The organism is Mesorhizobium sp. LSHC412B00 (assembly GCF_000503035.1).
Taxonomy (GTDB): domain Bacteria; phylum Pseudomonadota; class Alphaproteobacteria; order Rhizobiales; family Rhizobiaceae; genus Mesorhizobium.
The window spans coordinates 323,307-340,545 of the sequence record NZ_AYWB01000004.1; the positions used below are offsets into that span (position 1 = coordinate 323,307).

A 17,239-nucleotide genomic window follows, 5' to 3' on the forward strand; every position below is an offset into this window, starting at 1 on the left:
GGCCGAAGTTTCCAACGTTGGATTCACGACCGTAGGTGATTGGCTGAAGCCACTCAGCTTCGTCGCTGAGGCTTTCGCTCATCTCACGACCCCATCAGCCGCTTCACCTCTTTCATATCCTTTAGGAACCGCTCGCGCTCAGCCTCCTTGTCCGTCGGCTCGTGAATGCGCAGGATAAAGGAGGGGTGGATGGTGATGAACACGCGCAAGCCATCCTCGCGTTCGATCAACTGGCCGCGCATTTTCGTCACGGCAATGGCCTTGCCCAGCAGCGACAACGCCGCCGTTGCCCCAAGCGCCACGGCGAGGTCCGGCTTGATCAGCTCAAGCTCCCGGCCGATCCACCAGCGGCAGGCCTGGACTTCGCCGGCATTTGGCTTCGAATGGATGCGGCGCTTGCCGCGCGGCTCGAACTTGAAATGCTTGACGGCGTTGGTGACGTAGACTTTTTGCCGGTCGACGCCTGCGTCATCGAGAATTGCATCGAACACTTTGCCCGCTGGCCCGACAAAAGGTTTGCCGGCGAGATCTTCCTGATCGCCCGGTTGTTCGCCGACGAAGACCACTTTGGCATCATCCGGCCCCTCGCCGAACACGGTCTGTGTCGCGTCGCGCCACAACGGGCAGCGGCGGCAGCCTTTCGCGGCTTCGCGTAGCTCGGAAATGGTGTTGGCGTCATCGTCCGGCGCCTCGGCCGGCTCGCGCTTCGGCCAATGTTTCGCCTGCAGCTTGGCGTGGTGCGGCGCCGGCGTTGTCGGCAGTCTGGCAATCATATCCCTGGCGGCCTCGTCCGCTCCTGCGATCAGATCTGGAATGAGCGAGGCCTCGGGAAGGTTCCGCCAATATTTCTTCGGCATCTCCTTCTGCATCGCCTTCACCTTGAGCCGCGCCGGGTTGAAGATGTTTTCGAAATAGGTCAGCCACAACGCCTCGGTGTCGTCCTGATCGGGTGCATCGCCCTTGGCCGCACCCGGCCCGATCGCCAGCCTTTCGCCGTTCCAGTCGGCGGAGGCATAGGGCGTCAGGATGGTCCAGCGCATGCCGGTGAACCGCCGGACGAAGAAATCCGCGTTGCGCTCGACGATGAAATGCTCCGGCTCGAACCAGGCGACGTAGCGCTCGTTCTCGCCGTCGCCGATCTTCCGGAAGCGTACGAAGGCATGCATCTTATGGCTGTCGCGCCGCACCGCCTTTTCCATGGCTTCGAGCCGCCTGGTGTCGGGATCGGATGCGATCGCCAGCAGTTTCGGCTCGGTGCGCAGGCGCCAAAGCATCCAGTAGAGAAAGGCAAACCGGCCGGGGTCGGAGTGGCAGAAGGCCGTTTCGGCATGGGCGATGAACTCGCGCGGGACGGTAAGCTGCGCGCCCTCTGGCACCGCCGGCAAGGCATCTTGAGTATCATTGGCGTCGGACCCGACACCCCAACTAATATCCTCAGGTCGGACCTCATTCAGCGCCAGACGCCGTGCCGCATCGCGCCAACCGGCGAAATCGGTCTGGCTCGCTAGCCGGACAGTGTATCGGGCAAGGTCGAGCTGGGCCGGCTGCATGGTCAAAACAGAGACAGTTGTTCGCAGGACTTTACGATCGTGTCGCGCAAGCCGGTCTTGTCCGTTAGTCCACCCGGCGACCAGCCTTCGGCGATGATGAAGGGCCTCAGCTTGGCGATCGAATGGCAGATCCGTCCGACATCTTCCAGCCGCATGTGTCGGTGGCGGCGGGTTTCAAGGATCTTCGCCACCACCTTGGTGCCCAGACCCGGAACCCGCAGCAGCGCTTCCCGATCGGCGCGGTTGATGTCGACGGGAAACCTCGCCCGATTGCGCAAAGCCCAGGCGAGCTTGGGGTCAATGGCGAGATCGAGCATGCCGTCGCTGCTGCCGGCGAGGATTTCCGGCTGCGAAAAGCCGTAGAAGCGCATCAGCCAGTCGGCCTGATAGAGCCGGTGCTCGCGCATCAGCGGCGGTTTCTGCAGCGGCAGCGACGATGACGAATCCGGGATCGGGCTGAAGGCGGAGTAATAGACGCGCCGCAGATGGTAGCTGCCATAGAGCCGCGCACTGGTGTGCAAGATGCCGTCGTCGGATGTCTTGTCGGCGCCGACGATCATCTGCGTCGACTGACCTCCGGGCGCAAAGCGTTCGCGCTTCTTGGTCCTCAGCGTCGGCTCGGCTTTTTCCTCCATCTTCCGGCGCAGGTTCGCCATGGAAAGGCGGATCGTTTCCGGCTTCTTCTCCGGCGCCAGTTTCTTGACGCCCTCATCGGTCGGCAGTTCGACGTTGATAGACAGCCGGTCGGCGTAGAGCCCGGCCTGCTCGACCAGTTCGGCCGAGCTTTCCGGAATGGTCTTCAGATGAATATAGCCGGAGAATTTTTCGTCCAGCCGCAGCCGCCGCGCCACCTCCACCATCTCGGCCATGGTCTCGTCGGGCGAACGGATGACGCCGGAGGACAGGAAGAGGCCCTCGATGTAGTTGCGCCGGTAGAAATCCATGGTCAGCTTCACCACCTCGTCGATGCTAAAGCGGGCGCGGCGCACATTCGATGACGAGCGGTTGATGCAGTAGCTGCAATCGTAAATGCAGAAATTGGTGAGCAGGATTTTCAGGAGCGAAATGCAGCGGCCATCCGGCGCGTAGGAATGGCAGATGCCCATGCCTTCTGTGGAGCCGATACCGCCGGATTGGAGCGAATCCTTCTTCGCCCAGCCGGACGAGGCGCAGGAAGCATCGTATTTGGCGGCGTCAGACAGGATTGCCAGCTTTTCACGGACGGTAGGTGCGCTCATCCGTTCATGATATGTTCTTGAAGGCTGCAGCGCCACCTCATTTGATGCAGGCGGCGAAAAAGTAATCGCCGCCTGATCGTCGGGCTAGCAGGACGACTGCCCGAGTTCCAGGCGGTCTCTCAGACCTCATGGAGGTAGAGGTGGTAATCCAGCTCGCTGACGGTGCGGGCGACGCGCAGATACTCCGACTGCTTGATCGCCACGAAGGTGCGATGCAGATCCTCGCCAAGCGCCTCTTTCAGGAAGCTCGATGCCCGCGCCGCCTCGATCGCAGCGCGCCAGTCGACCGGCATGGTCGTGCGCGTGATGGCGGCTTCATAGCCATTCCCAGTGGTTTCGGGGCCGGGGTCGAGGCCTTCATCCAGACCCTTGATGATGCCGGCCAGCACCGTTGCCGCGATCAGGTAGGGATTAGCGTCGACACCCGACGGCCGGTGCTCGATGCGCCGGTTCTTGGCGTCGCCCGCCGGGATGCGCAGCGCCACCGAACGGTTGTTGACGCCCCAGGTCGGCGCCACCGGCGCATAGGACTGCGAGACGAAGCGCCGCCAGGAATTGGCGTGCGGCGCAAACACCAGCATCGATTCGGCCATGGTCTGGATCAGCCCGCCGAGCCCCTGCAGCAGCGGCAGCGACCAGCTTTCGCCGCCGGCCTCGGCAAAAACGTTGCGGCCGTTCTTGTCCTGCAACGAAACATGGAAATGCATGCCGGAGCCGGCGTATTTTTCGATCGGCTTGGCCATGAAGCAGGCGGTGACACCATGGCGGCGCGCCTGCGCCCGCACCAGCCGCTTCAACATGACGAGGTCGTCGGCCGCCCGCATGACATCCTTGCGATAGTTCAGCGTCAGCTCGTACTGGCCGGGCGCGTATTCGGAAATCACCGTTTCGGCCGGAATGCCTTGCGCCTTGGCCGCGGCATAGATGTCGGAAAACAGCGGCTCCATGCCGTGCAGATGGTCGACGGAATAGACTTCCGTCTTGGCCGAGCGGCGGCCGTCGAGCACGGCGTCCGCCGGCTTTACCTTGCCGTCGGCGTCACGCTCATTGGCAAGCAGGAAAAATTCGAGTTCGAAGGCGCCGGCGGGATAGAGGCCCTTGGCCGCCAAGATGTCGACCTGCCTGGCCAGCGCCAGCCGTGGGTCCGACGACATAGGCTGTCCCTCCAGATGGTACATCGCCATCAGCAACTGGCCGCGCGGCGGGTTCGTGCCGTAAAGCGGCACCAGGGTGCCGGGGATCGGCCAGGCCCTGAGGTCGCCATCGCCGGTCGTCCAGATCAGCCCGGTTTCGTGAACATCCTCGCCGGTGATGTCGAGGCCGAGGATCGAGATCGGCATGTGGCGGCCGCCCTCGAAGATGCTTTTCAGCTCATGCCGGCGCACGATCTTGCCGCGGCCGACCCCGTTGGCGTCGGTCAAGACGATATCGAAGGCTTCGATTTCGGGATGGGCGTCGAGAAAGGCTTGCGCCTCGGCGGGCGTCGAGCCCGAAGGTGAAGTCATGATTAGTGTACTCGAGTTTGGCTTGGCAGCTTGTCTCATGCCGTCAGCCTTGCCGCAACCGTGGCGAAGGCGGTGATCAGCCGGTTGACCTGGGCGCCGGTGGTGGCCGGTGAGATCAGCATCATGTTGTGAAAGGGCGCGATCAGCACGCCCTGGTTGACCAGCGCGACATGGATAGCCGCCTCAAGCTCCGGCGCATGGGCAGTCTCGGCTTCGGCGCCGTTCCTGAGCGGGCCAGGGGCGCAGATGAACTCGACGCGGGCGCCGACGCGGGCGACATGCCAGGGCAGATTGTAGCGATCGATGACGCCGGTCAGCCCGGCATCGAGCCGCAGGGCGAGGCGATCCATCCGGGCATAATTCTCCTGCGTCATCACCTCTTCGAGCGTTGCGCGCATGGCTGCGAACTGCAGCGGGTTCGCCGACAGCGTCGTGCCCATGCCGGAATAGCCCGGCTCCTTGGTTCGGTTGTAGTCGGCATAGCGCGAGGCGACCTCGTCGCTCATGCCCCACACGCTTGCCGGCACGCCACCGGCGATCGGCTTGCCCAGCACGAAAAGGTCGGGCTGCAGCCCGAATTTTCTGGTGTAGCCCCCTGGGCCGGTCGAGATGGTGTGGGTCTCGTCGATCAGCAGCAGCGTTCCGGCCGCGCGCGTCAGTTTGCGCAAGGCGTCGTGAAAACCCGGATCGGGCAGCACCATGCAGGAATTGGTCAGCACCGGCTCAGCAATGACGCAGGCGACATCCTTGTCCTTGAGCGCTGCTTGCAGCGCGGCGACATCGTTGAATTCAATGACCTTCGCCGTCTTGGTCAGGTCGCGAAACTCACCCGCCAGCCCCGGCCGATTCACGGGCTTGCCGTCGACCATCCGGACCATCGTCTCGTCGACCGAGCCGTGATAGCAGCCGTTGAAGACCAGTATCTTTTCGCGGCCGGTGACGGCGCGGGCGACGCGCAGCGCGAAGCGGTTGGCGTCGGTGGCGCTGGTGGCGATCTGCCAGAACGGCAGACCGAAACGCTGTGTGAGCAGCGGCCCGATGGCCAGCGCATCCTCCGAAGGCAGCATATAGGTCAGGCCGCGCCCGGCCTGGCGGCGGATGGCGCGCGCCACCGGCGGCGGCGAATGGCCGAACATCGAACCGGTGTCGCCGAGGCAGAAATCGTCCAGCCTGTTGCCGTCGATATCCGTGATGGCGGCGCCCTTGGCGCTTTCGACCAGGATCGGGAATGGCGTCGGCCAGTCGTTCATCCAGTGCATCGGCACACCGCCGAAGAAGCCTGGCAGGCCGTTACCGACCTTGGCCTGCGATTTCGGCCGCGCCTTGCGGAAGGTGTTCGCCTCGCTTGTCCGCAATGCAGCGATGCGGTCACGGCTGATACCGCCAATGGACGCCTTTGAACTGTTCGTGCTGTACATGAAATCCCTCTCGGCCGGCACACTACCCAATTGGCGACGGCAACCGCAATTGGCCGTGTTGGTGCGCTGCATTGGGTCAGCAGCAAGTTCGGCAGACTTGACCTTCCGGCGCAGTCGGGCGCCAATGCGATCGGGTCTGTGGTTTGGGGAGAAAAATGCGGACGATCATCTGCGCTATTGCGCTACTCTTGTCGGCCGCTGCGGCTTCCGCATCGGGCGGCGTCTGGTGTTCCGTCGATGACAAAGCGGTGCAATTCGAGGTCGGCGCCGGGGTCACCAGAGGTATGGGCGGCCCGACCTTCAATTTTCGCGGCGATCTCGAGATACTTGGCCGGCCGGAAGGCGACAGTCTGCGCAAGACCGTCTTCGAGGATTCCGACCTCACCCAGTACTGGCTGGACGACAAGGAGTTGCGGCTGAACGTCTACCACGAGCATCAGCTCGGAGATAAATTCAACTCTGTCGAACTGACGATCCTGACCAAGACCAGTGACGAGGGCGTCTATGACGGCCGGTACACGCTTGCCGTCTACGACAACGCCGCCGACACGGAACAGGACGGCAAGCCGAAAGAATTGACCGGCAAGGTGTCGTGCGGAGCCGAATAGGTCACGCCGAGATATCGATGACGCCGCAGTCGCCGGCGGCACTGCCGAAGGCGACCCGGCGCTCTTCCTTGTCCCACATCATCGCGGTGATGGCGCCCATGCCCGGGCGGCGCAACAGCACCTCTTTGGCATCGGTAAAGCGCACCGCCATGACCATGCCGTCATCATAGCCGACGGCGACGACATCCTGGCTCGGATGGCAGGCAACCGATGTCACCATGGCGTTGCCGCGCGTGCCGAGCTCCAGCGGCGCCTTGCCCATCGGGCCGTCCTTGCCCGAAAACGGCCAGACGATCGCCGCCGGCGCGCCGGAACTCGCCAGCCACTTGCCCTTCACGCTCCACGACAGGCTTTTGACCTTGCCGGGATAGCCGGTCATGCGCATGTGCTTGCCGTCGGCGAGCTTCCAGCCATGCAGCGCGTTTTCCTGCATGGTGGTGACGAGGAAGGCGCCATCCGGCGAGAAGGTCACGCCGGTATGGGCGCCGGCCCATTCCAGCTCCACCGGTCTGCCCTCGGCGGCCGGGAAATGCAGCGTCGCGCCATTGTAGCGGGCGACGCCGAAGCGCATGCCCTTGGGGGAGAAGGCCAGCCCCTCGACCGAACGTGGATGGGCAAACTCTTTGGTCTTGCCGTCGGCAAAGCGCACGAACGCAGTCTTGCCTGTGGCATAGGCGATAGCGCCTTGCGGCCCGGCGGCGACGCTGGTGATCCACTTCTTGCCGGCGCTGGCGAGTTCGCTGACATTGCCGCCGGCGGCAACGGCAAAAATCTTGCCGTCCTCGCCGCCGGTGATCAGGCGGTCGTTGGCGGCGTCATGGAACGTGGAGAGCAGGCCGTCATTGGCCTGAATTGTCTTGTGGCCGTTGTCGAGCCTATGAACTGTCCCATCGGCGAGCGCAAAATGCGGCACGTTGTCGAGGAAGACGGCGGCAAGGCAGTGACCTTCCAGGTCGAGGGGAGCAACTGTGGGCATCAGGACCATTCCAATGAAGCTGTCACCACTCCCGGGAAGCCACTGAGGCGGCCAGGCCTGGCGTCAACCTTCTCCCCTTGTGGGAGAAGGTGGATCGGCGCGCAGCGCCGAGACGGATGAGGGGTGTTGAACGGATCGCCGTCGGTGCCGAGCTGGAGCACCCCTCATCCGACCTCGCTTCGCGAGGCCACCTTCTCCCACAAGGGGAGAAGGAAGAGCGGGCAGCGCTAGCGCCATAGAGTCCGGAAATCAAGCCGCCTGGCAGGCGTCAAAGCTCTTCTTCAGCCGTTCGGCGTCAAGCTCGCGGCCGATGAACACCAGCCGGCTCTCATGCTTTTCGCCGTCTTTCCAGGCGCGCTGGTGGTCGCCTTCGATGATCATGTGCACGCCCTGGATGACATAGCGCTCGTCGTCGCCCTTGAGCGCGATGATGCCTTTCAGCCGCAGGATGTTGGGACCTTCTATCTGAGTGATCTTCTCGATCCACGGGAAGAATTTCTTCGGGTCCATCTCGCCGCCGCGCAGCGACACCGACTGCACGGTCACGTCATGGATGTCGGAGGGATGCGCGTGATCGTGATGATGATGGTCGTGATCATGGTCGTGGTGATCGTGGTCGTGATCATGGTGGTCGTGATCATGATCGTGCGCCTCGAGAAAATGCGGATCGTTTTCCAATGCGCGCGACAGGTCGAAGGCGCCGCGGTCGAGCACTTCGGACAGCGCCACGCCGGCGCGCGTGGTGCGGTGAATCCTGGCCGCCGGGTTGATGGCGCGGATGGTCGCTTCGACCTTGGCCAGCTCTTCGGGCGTCACAAGGTCGGTCTTGTTCAGCACGACAACATCGGCAAACGCGATCTGGTCCTCGGCTTCCTTGGAATCCTTCAACCTGAGCGGCAGGTGCTTGGCGTCGACCAGGGCCACGACAGCGTCGAGTTTGGTCTTGGAGCGCACGTCGTCGTCCATGAAGAAGGTCTGCGCCACCGGCACAGGATCGGCGAGGCCGGTGGTCTCGACGACGATGGCGTCGAAGCGGCCGGGACGGCGCATCAGGCCTTCGACGACGCGGATCAGGTCGCCGCGCACCGTGCAGCAGACGCAGCCATTGTTCATTTCGTAGATTTCCTCGTCGGATTCCACGATCAAATCATTGTCGATGCCGATCTCGCCGAATTCATTGACGATGACGGCATAACGCTTGCCATGGTTTTCCGACAGGATGCGGTTGAGCAGCGTCGTCTTGCCGGCGCCGAGATAGCCGGTGAGAACGGTCACGGGGATTTGCGTCTGTGCTTCGCTCATATCTTGCCTCGAAATGGCTGGGCCACGGAATTGCGGGCCGCAAGAAGGGATTGTTGGCCTGATATAGGATGTGTGCCGGCCTTTTGCACGAGGCAAACCGCCTGGGTGTTTGACCCAGGATTGACGAAGCGGATGGGTAGACCCGAGAGGCCGAGTGCGAGGGATGCCGACCATCAACGTGTCGCCGGAAACGCCTCTTCGTTGACCTGTGCTGAGCCGCGCCGCGTCAAACCGTTGCAATCGCCTTGGCGGAAACTCGTTTGTCATCTAACTGAAATAAACATCTGGCATCACCATTTCGAGCACCACAAATGCTTGCCGGCAAAGCTGTTTCGAAAGCCGGAATCTTTTGGATCGTCGATTGCCAACCGGCCGGCTGCGTCTATGCTGCACGCACCGGTACGGCCGAAGAGGGATCACCATGGCCAAGGCGGACAAGACTGCAACGATGAGCCGGCTGCATTCGGCGGCAAGGCTGGCAAGGACCGCGCTGGCGGCGCGGCTTCTGGCGCACGGCTTCTATGCCGGCCAGGACCAGATCATGCTGACGCTCGACCGCGAGGACGGCCAGACGCCCGGCAATCTCGCCGGCCGCCTCGGCGTGCGCCCGCCGACCATCACCAAGACCATCAACCGGCTGCAGGCCCAGGGCTTTTTGGAAAAGCGCGCCTCTTCCGCGGATGCACGCCAGGCGCATATCTTTCTCACCGACACCGGCCGCGAGATCATCCACGCCATCGAGAAGTCGGTGAAGAAGACCGAAAAGCAGGCCTTGAAGGGCCTCGACAAGAAAGAACAGAAGACGCTGTTCAAGCTGCTCGCCCGCATCGAGGCCAATTTGTCGAACGAGGAGCTGGTGCTCGTCGACGACGACGCCGACATCGACGACTGACCGGCACGGCGGCCGCGTGTCTTGAGCTAGGCCGCCACCGAAGGGCCGCGCACCAGCGCCGACCAGCGGCCGGGCGTCAGGCCGAATGCTTTCTTGAAATGCCTGTTGAAATGACTCTGGTCGCTGAAGCCGGCGCCAACGGCAATCTCGGCCAGCGGCTCGCCCACCTCGATCATCCGTCTTGCCTTTTGCAGCCGGCGCATCAGCAGGAACCGATGCGGGCTGGTGGAATAGGTCGCGCGAAAATGGCGTGACAGCGCATAGCGGTCGAGCCCGGTGACGGCTTCCAGCTCATCGGAACGAACGGACCGCTCGGCATTCTCCTCGAGATAGCCGCGCGCCAGCGCTGCCGCACGCGAGGCCGACTTCCCCATCGGCTTTGCTTTCTGTCCCGCATGACGCCCCAGATGCTGCGCCAGCTCCGCAACGAAATCGGCGACGAACAGCTCGTCCAGTTCCTCATCGAGCGGCGACAGGGCCGAAAGCAGCGTGCCACGCAAGGCAGGATCGCTGACCACAGCATCCCTGACGAAAGGCAGCGGCGCGCCGTCGAGGCAGTCGAGCAGCAGTGAGGGTTCCAGATAGAGGATCCGGTAGCGCAGACCATCCTCGGTCCCGGCGCCGCCATCGTGCACTTCGTCGGGATGCAGCACGATAACCTGGCCGGGCAGGCTGTGGTTGACAGTGCCCCTGTAGTGGAAGCGCTGCACACCGGAAAGCGTCACGCCGACGGCAAGTGTATCATGACGGTGTAGGTCGAAGGCGTTGCCATGGAAATGCGCCTCGATGCGCTCGATGCCGGTGCTGCCTGGCGCCGAGACGATCCGGTCTTCATCCGCGCACGAACGTCCAAGACCCTGTGTCGCCTCACCGTCTAGATCGTGCGTCATCACCTATCCCTGCCCTTCATGGGCGTGCTCCGGAGTCCTCATTTTGGTGTTCGATACGAAATTTGCAATCGTGCTGCGGGACGATCTCGCCGTCTGGCAAAAGCTCAACGTCACGGCCTTCCTGACCAGCGGCGTCGTCGCGCAATTCCCCGACATTATCGGCGAACCCTACCGCGACCGCGCCGGCAACCTTTACAATCCTCTGTCGATCCAGCCGGTCATCGTGCTTTCGGCCGATGGGCCGACGCTCAACTCCATCCACCGGAAGGCGCTGGAGCGGGGCGTGACGGGGTCAGCCTATGTCGAGGAGATGTTTGCCACCGGCTTCGATGCGGCCAACCGCGCGGTCTTCGCCGAGTTCGGGCCTGAGGACGCCAAGATCGTCGGCATCGCGCTGCGTGCCGACAAGAAACTCGTCGACAAGATCACCAAGGGCGCCCGCATGCACGCCTAATTCAGCAGGAAGCGTGTGACGGCGCTCATGAATTCAGTCGGCCGCTCGACGTTCAGCATATGGACGCCCGGAAGCAGTGTAAGCGTGGCGCCGGGGATGCTGGCTGCGATCGCCTCGCTGTGGCTTGCCAGCGTTACCTTGTCGTCTTCTCCACCGATCACCAGGGTGGGGGCGGTAATGAGGGAGACAGTCCGGCGCAGATCGCAATCGCGTACGGCGGCGAAGCATCCCGCGAGACCTTGGGGCGGCGTCGCCAGGACCATCGCGCGGAACGCGTCGACGGTTTCGTTTGGGCCGGCAAGCATCGAGGCGGGAAACCAGTTGTGCATGAACATGTCCGCGGCGGCCGACATGTTGCTCGCAGCAAGGACAGTACGGATCTGCCCGTCAAAGTAAGAAGCCGGCCCGAGATGTGGCGAGGTGTTGGAAAGGATGAGACGCTCGATGCGGTCCGGGGCATGGATACCCAGCCACTGCCCTACGAAGCCGCCCAGCGACAGCCCGCAGAAATGCACGCGGGCGATCTGAAGCGCATCCAGCAGCTCAAGGACGTCGCGGCCCAGCCGATCGAGCGAATAGGCTCCGGCCGGAGCATCGGAACTGCCGTGGCCGCGCAGATCATAGCGCAGCACCCGGAAAGATCCGGCAAATTCCGCAAGCTGCCGGTCCCACATATGCAGGTTCGTCGCAATGGAATTCGAGAGCACAAGCACAGGGCCGGCCCCCGCCAGCTGATAGGCGATCCGGCAGCCGTCGCCCGTCGTAAAATAAAGCGTGTCAGTCATCTGGTCCTCATCTCACCCTGGCGAAAGGAGTTCGATGCTCCCGCCGCCCTTTGAATGAGCCACCCTAGGCCTCGTAATTATCCAGGAAAATTACTATGGTTGGACAATCTCAGTAGGTTTTGGCGATAATGAATGGTCTGAAACTCCACGACCTACGGTGCTTTGACGCCGTGGCAAGCGAGGGCAGCTTCCAGGCGGCCGCCCTTGCCTTGAACCGATCGCATCCATCCGTCTTCGCCGCTGTCGCACGCCTCGAGCAGTTGCTCGGGCTCACACTTCTCGACCGCAGCGGATATCGGGTGGGGCTGACGGAGGCGGGCCGCGAGTTTCACGCGCGAGCGCAGCTGACATTGCGCGAGCTCGACCATCTGCGAACCTATGCGGGCCAGTTGGCGAGTGGCGAGGAGACGGTCCTGCGTGTGGTCGTGGGTGATCTCTGCCCGCGACCGCAAATCCTGCCTATGCTCAGCGGCTTCTTTGCCGAACGCACCGGGACACGCCTGCACCTGGAGTACGAGGCGGTCGGCGGTCCGCTCGAACGGTTGATGGAAGGCGAGGCTGACCTCATCTTCCATCGCGCGGATCCTTCCGATCCGCATCTCGAGCAGATCCATCTCTGCGCGGTGCCCCTCGTGCCGGTGGTGGCGCCTGGGTTCCTTCCGTTCGCGCCTGGCCGCGAGATTGCGCCGGAGCAGATGCGGCCCTTCACCCAGTGCGTGATCCGCGACACGGCGCGGCGGCCGTCGCCGGAGAGCTATTTCCTCGTCGACGGTGCGCATCAGTGCTCGGTGCCGGATCATCTGATGAAGAAGGAACTGATCCTTCACGGACTGGCCTGGGGCCATCTGCCGGCATGGCTGATCGAGGACGAACTGCGGGATAGGAGGCTGATCTCGATCGCTGGTGCACATCTGCCCGGCCGGACGGAGACCCTGGCGGCGGTGCGCCGGCGCTACCGACCGCATGGACCCGTCGCCCAGGCGTTGTGGCTTCATCTCCAGGCGCAAGTGGCATCCGGCGAGGCGCTTTAGCCGGCATAGGATCGGCCCGCGCTGAGCCTGCGCGCGGCTCCTGTTGTGCCAGTCGCTTTTGGCTTGCCGGGCGCTGGAGATTGCCGCAAAGGTTAAGCGTTGATCCTCCCTGCCCGGCCTGACATTTGAACGTTCCCGCAAGATCAGACGAAAGCGCAACGCCGCCCGCGGCGATGCTGTTCATGCTTTCCACCTATGTCTTTTTCACCTTTCTCGACACATCGAGCAAATATCTGGTGCTGGCCGGCGTCTCGGCGCTGATCGTCGCCTGGGCCCGCTTCACCGTCCATGTCCTGCTTGTCGGCGTTTTTCTGCGCGGCTGGCGCGAGCCGTCGCGCTTCCGCGCCAACAATCTGTCGGCCCACATCCTGCGCGGCGGACTGCTGTTCGGCTCGACCATGTGCAACGTCATGGCGCTCAAGACACTGCAATTGGCCGAGACCACCTCGATCTACTTCTTCGGCCCGATGGTGATCACCGCCCTTGCCGGACCGCTGCTTGGTGAATGGGCCGGCTGGCGGCGCTGGCTGGCGATCCTGTCGGGCTTTGTCGGCGTGCTGGTCATCACAAGGCCTGGCGTCGGCGTGTTCGGCGTCGGCCACCTCTTTGCGCTCGGCTCGATGCTGTCGAACAGTTTTTACGTCATCATGACGCGGCGCATGTCGGCCAGCGAAAGCTCGGAGAGCCTGATCCTGTTTTCAGCGCTGGCGCCGGCCGTGCTGCTTCTGCCGATGCTGCCGTTCTCGCATGGGCTGCCGCAGGATGGCTGGCACTGGTTTATCCTTGTGATGCTGGGTGTGTTCGGCGCCGGCGGCCACTGGCTGCTGGTTCAGGCCTACCGACTGGCGACCACCACGGCGCTGGCGCCTTACCCGTATTCGCAGATGGTCTGGATGATCCTGTCCGGCTGGATCATCTTCCATCAGTTCCCCGACCGCTGGACGCTGGTGGGTGCTGCCATCATCGTCGCCAGCGGCCTCTACATCATCCATCGCGAGCACCGTTTGCGGCTGCGCAATCGCACGACCGTCGATGTCGAGGCGGAGGCTCTGGCGAAAAAACTTTGATTTGCTCCGAATCCGATGGCATAACGCCGCATTTAAAAAATTTAAAAAACTCGGGGAGCGAAGGGCTGGCACAAAAGATCAAGCTTTCGACGATCGCGGATGCGCTTGGCGTCTCCACGGCCACGGTCTCCCTCGCCTTGCGCGACAGCCCGCTGGTCGCAGGCGCCACGCGTGACCGCATCAAGGAGCACGCGCGGGCCATCGGTTATATCTACAATCGCCGCGCCGCCTCACTGCGCACCTCGCGCTCGGGCATTGTCGGCGTCGTCGTGCATGACATCATGAACCCGTTCTTCGCCGAGATCCTGCGCTCGATCGAGAGCGAACTCGACCGCAGCCGGCAGACCTTCATCCTGTCCAATCACTACGACCAGCTGGAAAAGCAACGCACCTTCATCGATACGCTGCTGCAGCTCGGCGCCGACGGCGTCATCATGTCCCCGGCCATCGGCACGCCGGCCTCTGACATCGTCATGGCCGAGGAAAACGGCCTGCCGGCGGTGCTGATCGCACGCAGCGTGGAAGGCGCCGACGTGCCGGTGTTTCGCGGCGACGATGCCTATGGCACGGCACTTGCCACCAATCATCTGATCTCGCTCGGGCACAAGCGCATCGCCATGATCGGCGGCACCGACCAGACCTCGACCGGGCGCGACCGCTACCAGGGCTATCTCAACGCCATGGAGGCCGCCGGGCTTGAGGTCAGGCCGTCCTGGCGCATCGCCGGGCCGCGCACCAAGCAGGGCGGATTCGAGGCGGCTGGACAGTTTCTGGCGCTTAAAGACAAGCCAACCGCCGCTTGCTGCTGGAATGATCTGGTCGCCATCGGCCTGATGAACGGCATTGCCCGTGCCGGCCTGGTGCCGGGCGCCGACATCTCGGTGACCGGCTATGACGATCTCGAGGAGGCGGCAATCGCGACACCGGCGCTCACCACAGTCTGGAATGGCCAGCGAGAGGTCGGCCGCCGTGCCGCCAGCGCGCTGCTCGACAAGCTGAACGGACAGGCGGTACGGCCGTCACAGGAACTGATCAAGCCGGAACTGCATGTGCGCCAGTCGACCGGCAAGCCGGTGGAGCGTGCATGACCAAGACTGATGCGTTGCAGACCGTCGCCGTTCTGGTGCCAGGACATTTCAACGACCATGCGGTCGAGCGCATCGACCGCACCTTCAAGCGGGTCAAGATAGAGCGCGCCGATCCCGCCCTGGTCACCGACGAGATGCGCCATGACGTGCGCGCCATTGCGTCCTTCGCCGGCGTCAATGCGGCATTGATGGATGCATTGCCCAACCTCGAACTCATCGCCTCCTTCGGCGTCGGCTATGATTCGGTCGATGCCGGCCATGCGGCCAAGAAAAACATCATGGTCACCAACACCCCCGATGTTTTGACCGAGGAGGTCGCCGACACCACGATCGGCCTTTTGCTCAACACCGTGCGTGAACTTTACAAGGCCGAGAAATGGCTGCGCGACGGCAGTTGGGTGAAGAAGGGCAACTATCCCCTGAGCCGGCTGACCTTGCGCGGTCGGCATGTCGGCATTTTCGGCATGGGCCGCATCGGCCTTGCCATTGCGCGCCGGCTGGAAGCGTTCGGGCTGCCGGTGGCCTACCACAACAGGCGCAAGGTCGAAGGTCTGGCTTATGAATACCACCCGACGCTGAAGGGCCTTGCCGAAGCGGTCGATACGCTGATTTCCGTAGTGCCGGGCGGCGCTTCCACGGAGAAGGCGGTCAATGCCGAAATCCTGGCGGCGCTTGGCGCCAACGGCGTTTTCGTCAACATCGGCCGTGGCAGCACGGTCGACGAGGCAGACCTCGCCGCAGCGCTTGCCAACGGCACCATCGCCGCGGCCGGGCTCGATGTTTTCGCCGATGAACCGAATGTGCCCAAGGCTTTGCTGGAGGCGCCAACCTCGCTTTTGCCCCATGTCGGCTCGGCCTCGCACCATACGCGCCGCGCCATGGCGGATCTGTGCGTCGACAATCTGGTATCCTGGTTCAGCGAGCGCCGGCCACTGACCCCGGTGCCTGAGACGGCGCAAGTCAAGCCACGAAGCTGAGCGGCTCTCTGCCACACTCGTTAACGTCGGCTTAACGCTTTGGAATCATTGTGCATCTGCGCCGGGGGGCGCGGAGTGCAAGATGACGAAACTTCCGGCATTGGTTGCGGCAGCGGCACTTTTCGCCGGCTTTCAGCTGTTTCACGGCGGCAGCAGTGAAAGTTCGGCCAATGAAGCAAGGCCGGCAACCACCTTCAGGCTGGTCGCCAATGGCGACGAAGGCGACTGCGCGGTTAGCCGCGGCGCCGCGATTGACGATGGCCTGTCGCTGTTGACCGTGGCGCCGAGTTGCCGCGGGTTGCTGCCGGGGATCGAGCGGGCAAAATTCTGGCGAGAGGGCGAGGACGGCACAATCGCGTTCAGCGCCGACGGCACCGACCCGATCGTCACCTTCTCGGTTGCGGATGGCGACGGCTACGAATCCTACGCTCCGGCCACGCCGCTGCTTTCGCTGGCGACAACCGGCGAACGGGATCAATCCGCCGGCAATTGATCGTCGGGATTTATTCCGCCGCCGCCCGTGCACCGGCCTTCGCCGCCGCATGCAGCCGCACCGCATCGCCGAAGGCGCGGAAGATCTTGGCCGAGTTCCCGTCCGACTTGACCCAGTATTCGGGGTGCCATTGCACGCCGACGGCGAAGGCGCGGGCGTCCTTCACCGAAACCGCCTCCACCGTGCCGTCGCCGGCAACCGCCTCGACCTGCAGCTTCGAGCCGAGCCGGTCGATGCCTTGGCGGTGCAGCGAGTTGACCTTGATGTCGCCGGCGCCGAATACACCGGCCAGGCAACTGCCCGGCTTGATCGAAATGGTCTGGTGAATGGCGAAACGTTCGTCCTGATTGTCGCTCACCGGCGCGCGATGGTCCAGCGAACCTTCGCGCTCCTGGATCTCGGTGCCAAGCGTGCCGCCTAGCGCCACGTTCAACTCCTGGATGCCGCGGCAGATGGCAAGCAGCGGCACGCCGCGCTCGATCGCCTTGCAGATCAACGGCAGCGTGGTGGAATCGCGCGCCGGGTCGTAGGGGCCGTTGGCCTCGCTGGCGTCGCCGCCATAGAGCGAGGGATGCACGTTGGACTTTGAGCCGGTGACCATGACACCATCGACCGAGGACAACAGCTCGTCGAAATCGAGCCGGTCGCCGAAGGACGGCACCAAAAGCGGGAACACGCCGGCGCCGGAAAGTGCCGCCTCGATATATTGCTGCGGGACGGCATGCCAAGTGTAGTTGTCAAACTGACGGACGTCGGTGGATATGGCGACGAGCGGCTGGTGCATTTGGGTCCGGATTCCATTTGGAGCGAAGCGAATTATCTATTGTGCCTGCAAAATAGGCGATCCGAAGGCGCTTTTCCATGGCAAGTTTCGCCATCTCGCATGGGCCACGCGGCGAACGTTAGACTATAGTTGCAGGCTGGCCGGCCGGCCCGCGGATTTGTCGCCAGCGCCGCCGTCAAAT

Annotated in this window: 17 protein-coding genes; 8 read left to right on the forward strand and 9 right to left on the reverse strand. The window is 63.3% G+C overall.

Annotated features, from left to right (window positions below; translation table 11 throughout):
* Positions 1-83 precede the first annotated feature (83 nt).
* The 4 genes from X757_RS154375 to X757_RS154360 all read right to left on the reverse strand — a co-directional run bounded on the left by X757_RS154375 (position 84) and on the right by X757_RS154360 (position 5,711).
* Positions 84-1,550 carry a UdgX family uracil-DNA binding protein gene (locus tag X757_RS154375; protein WP_023700412.1) on the reverse strand — a complete coding sequence of 489 codons (1,467 nt, stop codon included), beginning with the start codon at positions 1,548-1,550 and terminating at the stop codon, positions 84-86.
* Between the two features lie 2 nt (positions 1,551-1,552).
* A complete protein-coding gene (locus tag X757_RS154370; RefSeq protein ID WP_023700413.1) occupies positions 1,553-2,788 on the reverse strand; it encodes a putative DNA modification/repair radical SAM protein in 1,236 nt (411 codons plus the stop codon).
* A 119-nt stretch (positions 2,789-2,907) separates the two neighbouring features.
* Positions 2,908-4,293, reverse strand: coding sequence for a glutamine synthetase family protein (locus X757_RS154365; RefSeq protein WP_023695949.1), 1,386 nt, complete (start codon positions 4,291-4,293; stop codon positions 2,908-2,910).
* Positions 4,294-4,328: 35 nt separating this feature from the next.
* Positions 4,329-5,711, reverse strand: coding sequence for an aspartate aminotransferase family protein (locus X757_RS154360; protein ID WP_023700414.1), 1,383 nt, complete (start codon positions 5,709-5,711; stop codon positions 4,329-4,331).
* 155 nt (positions 5,712-5,866) lie between these two features.
* Between X757_RS154360 and X757_RS154355 the strand changes: the two genes are divergently transcribed.
* Positions 5,867-6,319 carry a hypothetical protein gene (locus X757_RS154355; RefSeq protein WP_023683507.1) on the forward strand — a complete coding sequence of 151 codons (453 nt, stop codon included), beginning with the start codon at positions 5,867-5,869 and terminating at the stop codon, positions 6,317-6,319.
* A 1-nt stretch (position 6,320) separates the two neighbouring features.
* Here X757_RS154355 and X757_RS154350 read toward each other — a convergent pair whose 3' ends face one another.
* Both X757_RS154350 and X757_RS154345 read right to left on the reverse strand, forming a co-directional pair.
* A complete protein-coding gene (locus X757_RS154350; RefSeq protein ID WP_023711331.1) occupies positions 6,321-7,295 on the reverse strand; it encodes a WD40 repeat domain-containing protein in 975 nt (324 codons plus the stop codon).
* A gap of 249 nt (positions 7,296-7,544) precedes the next feature.
* Entirely contained in the window at positions 7,545-8,597 is a 1,053-nt protein-coding gene (locus X757_RS154345; protein ID WP_023725928.1) for a GTP-binding protein, read from the reverse strand.
* Between the two features lie 421 nt (positions 8,598-9,018).
* Between X757_RS154345 and X757_RS154340 the strand changes: the two genes are divergently transcribed.
* Complete coding sequence (locus X757_RS154340; RefSeq protein ID WP_023694717.1) at positions 9,019-9,489, forward strand: MarR family winged helix-turn-helix transcriptional regulator; 471 nt, start codon at positions 9,019-9,021, stop codon at positions 9,487-9,489.
* A 26-nt stretch (positions 9,490-9,515) separates the two neighbouring features.
* Here the strand turns inward: X757_RS154340 and X757_RS154335 are convergent, their stop codons facing one another.
* A complete protein-coding gene (locus X757_RS154335; protein ID WP_023703657.1) occupies positions 9,516-10,379 on the reverse strand; it encodes an AraC family transcriptional regulator in 864 nt (287 codons plus the stop codon).
* A 46-nt stretch (positions 10,380-10,425) separates the two neighbouring features.
* Between X757_RS154335 and X757_RS154330 the strand changes: the two genes are divergently transcribed.
* Positions 10,426-10,833 (forward strand): DUF2000 family protein, encoded by a 408-nt coding sequence (locus X757_RS154330; RefSeq protein ID WP_023725929.1) that lies wholly within the window; start codon positions 10,426-10,428, stop codon positions 10,831-10,833.
* On the opposite strand, the gene X757_RS154325 is transcribed toward X757_RS154330, so the two are convergent.
* Entirely contained in the window at positions 10,830-11,618 is a 789-nt protein-coding gene (locus X757_RS154325; protein WP_023725930.1) for an alpha/beta fold hydrolase, read from the reverse strand. The two genes, X757_RS154330 and X757_RS154325, sit on opposite strands and share 4 nt — an antisense overlap.
* 128 nt (positions 11,619-11,746) lie before the next feature.
* Here X757_RS154325 and X757_RS154320 point away from each other — a divergent pair, with 128 nt between their 5' ends.
* The 5 genes from X757_RS154320 (at position 11,747) to X757_RS154300 (ending at position 16,274) form a co-directional block, all read left to right on the forward strand.
* Entirely contained in the window at positions 11,747-12,649 is a 903-nt protein-coding gene (locus X757_RS154320) for a LysR family transcriptional regulator (protein ID WP_023725931.1), read from the forward strand.
* 182 nt (positions 12,650-12,831) lie between these two features.
* Positions 12,832-13,716: a DMT family transporter gene (locus X757_RS154315; RefSeq protein WP_032889662.1), complete on the forward strand. Its 885-nt coding sequence runs from the start codon at positions 12,832-12,834 to the stop codon at positions 13,714-13,716.
* A gap of 65 nt (positions 13,717-13,781) precedes the next feature.
* The gene (locus tag X757_RS154310; RefSeq protein ID WP_023671355.1) at positions 13,782-14,804 is read left to right on the forward strand and encodes a LacI family DNA-binding transcriptional regulator; all 1,023 of its coding nucleotides are present in this window, start codon (positions 13,782-13,784) and stop codon (positions 14,802-14,804) included.
* On the forward strand, positions 14,801-15,781 hold the full coding sequence (locus X757_RS154305) for a 2-hydroxyacid dehydrogenase (protein ID WP_023703659.1): 981 nt from the start codon (positions 14,801-14,803) through the stop codon (positions 15,779-15,781). Before X757_RS154310 ends, X757_RS154305 begins: the two co-directional genes overlap by 4 nt.
* Before the next feature lie 82 nt (positions 15,782-15,863).
* A complete protein-coding gene (locus tag X757_RS154300) occupies positions 15,864-16,274 on the forward strand; it encodes a hypothetical protein (RefSeq protein ID WP_023725933.1) in 411 nt (136 codons plus the stop codon).
* A gap of 10 nt (positions 16,275-16,284) precedes the next feature.
* Here X757_RS154300 and X757_RS154295 read toward each other — a convergent pair whose 3' ends face one another.
* A complete protein-coding gene (locus tag X757_RS154295) occupies positions 16,285-17,058 on the reverse strand; it encodes a gamma-glutamyl-gamma-aminobutyrate hydrolase family protein (RefSeq protein ID WP_023725934.1) in 774 nt (257 codons plus the stop codon).
* Positions 17,059-17,239: the final 181 nt, after the last annotated feature.

Coding starts and splice junctions, on each gene's coding strand:
- X757_RS154375 (WP_023700412.1), bottom strand. CDS start 1,550: ATGCAGCCGGCCCAGCTCGACCTTGCCCGATACACTGTCCGGCTAGCG.
- X757_RS154370 (WP_023700413.1), bottom strand. CDS start 2,788: ATGAGCGCACCTACCGTCCGTGAAAAGCTGGCAATCCTGTCTGACGCC.
- X757_RS154365 (WP_023695949.1), bottom strand. CDS start 4,293: ATGACTTCACCTTCGGGCTCGACGCCCGCCGAGGCGCAAGCCTTTCTC.
- X757_RS154360 (WP_023700414.1), bottom strand. CDS start 5,711: ATGTACAGCACGAACAGTTCAAAGGCGTCCATTGGCGGTATCAGCCGT.
- X757_RS154355 (WP_023683507.1), top strand. CDS start 5,867: ATGCGGACGATCATCTGCGCTATTGCGCTACTCTTGTCGGCCGCTGCG.
- X757_RS154350 (WP_023711331.1), bottom strand. CDS start 7,295: ATGCCCACAGTTGCTCCCCTCGACCTGGAAGGTCACTGCCTTGCCGCC.
- X757_RS154345 (WP_023725928.1), bottom strand. CDS start 8,597: ATGAGCGAAGCACAGACGCAAATCCCCGTGACCGTTCTCACCGGCTAT.
- X757_RS154340 (WP_023694717.1), top strand. CDS start 9,019: ATGGCCAAGGCGGACAAGACTGCAACGATGAGCCGGCTGCATTCGGCG.
- X757_RS154335 (WP_023703657.1), bottom strand. CDS start 10,379: ATGACGCACGATCTAGACGGTGAGGCGACACAGGGTCTTGGACGTTCG.
- X757_RS154325 (WP_023725930.1), bottom strand. CDS start 11,618: ATGACTGACACGCTTTATTTTACGACGGGCGACGGCTGCCGGATCGCC.
- X757_RS154320 (WP_023725931.1), top strand. CDS start 11,747: ATGAATGGTCTGAAACTCCACGACCTACGGTGCTTTGACGCCGTGGCA.
- X757_RS154315 (WP_032889662.1), top strand. CDS start 12,832: ATGCTTTCCACCTATGTCTTTTTCACCTTTCTCGACACATCGAGCAAA.
- X757_RS154305 (WP_023703659.1), top strand. CDS start 14,801: ATGACCAAGACTGATGCGTTGCAGACCGTCGCCGTTCTGGTGCCAGGA.
- X757_RS154300 (WP_023725933.1), top strand. CDS start 15,864: ATGACGAAACTTCCGGCATTGGTTGCGGCAGCGGCACTTTTCGCCGGC.
- X757_RS154295 (WP_023725934.1), bottom strand. CDS start 17,058: ATGCACCAGCCGCTCGTCGCCATATCCACCGACGTCCGTCAGTTTGAC.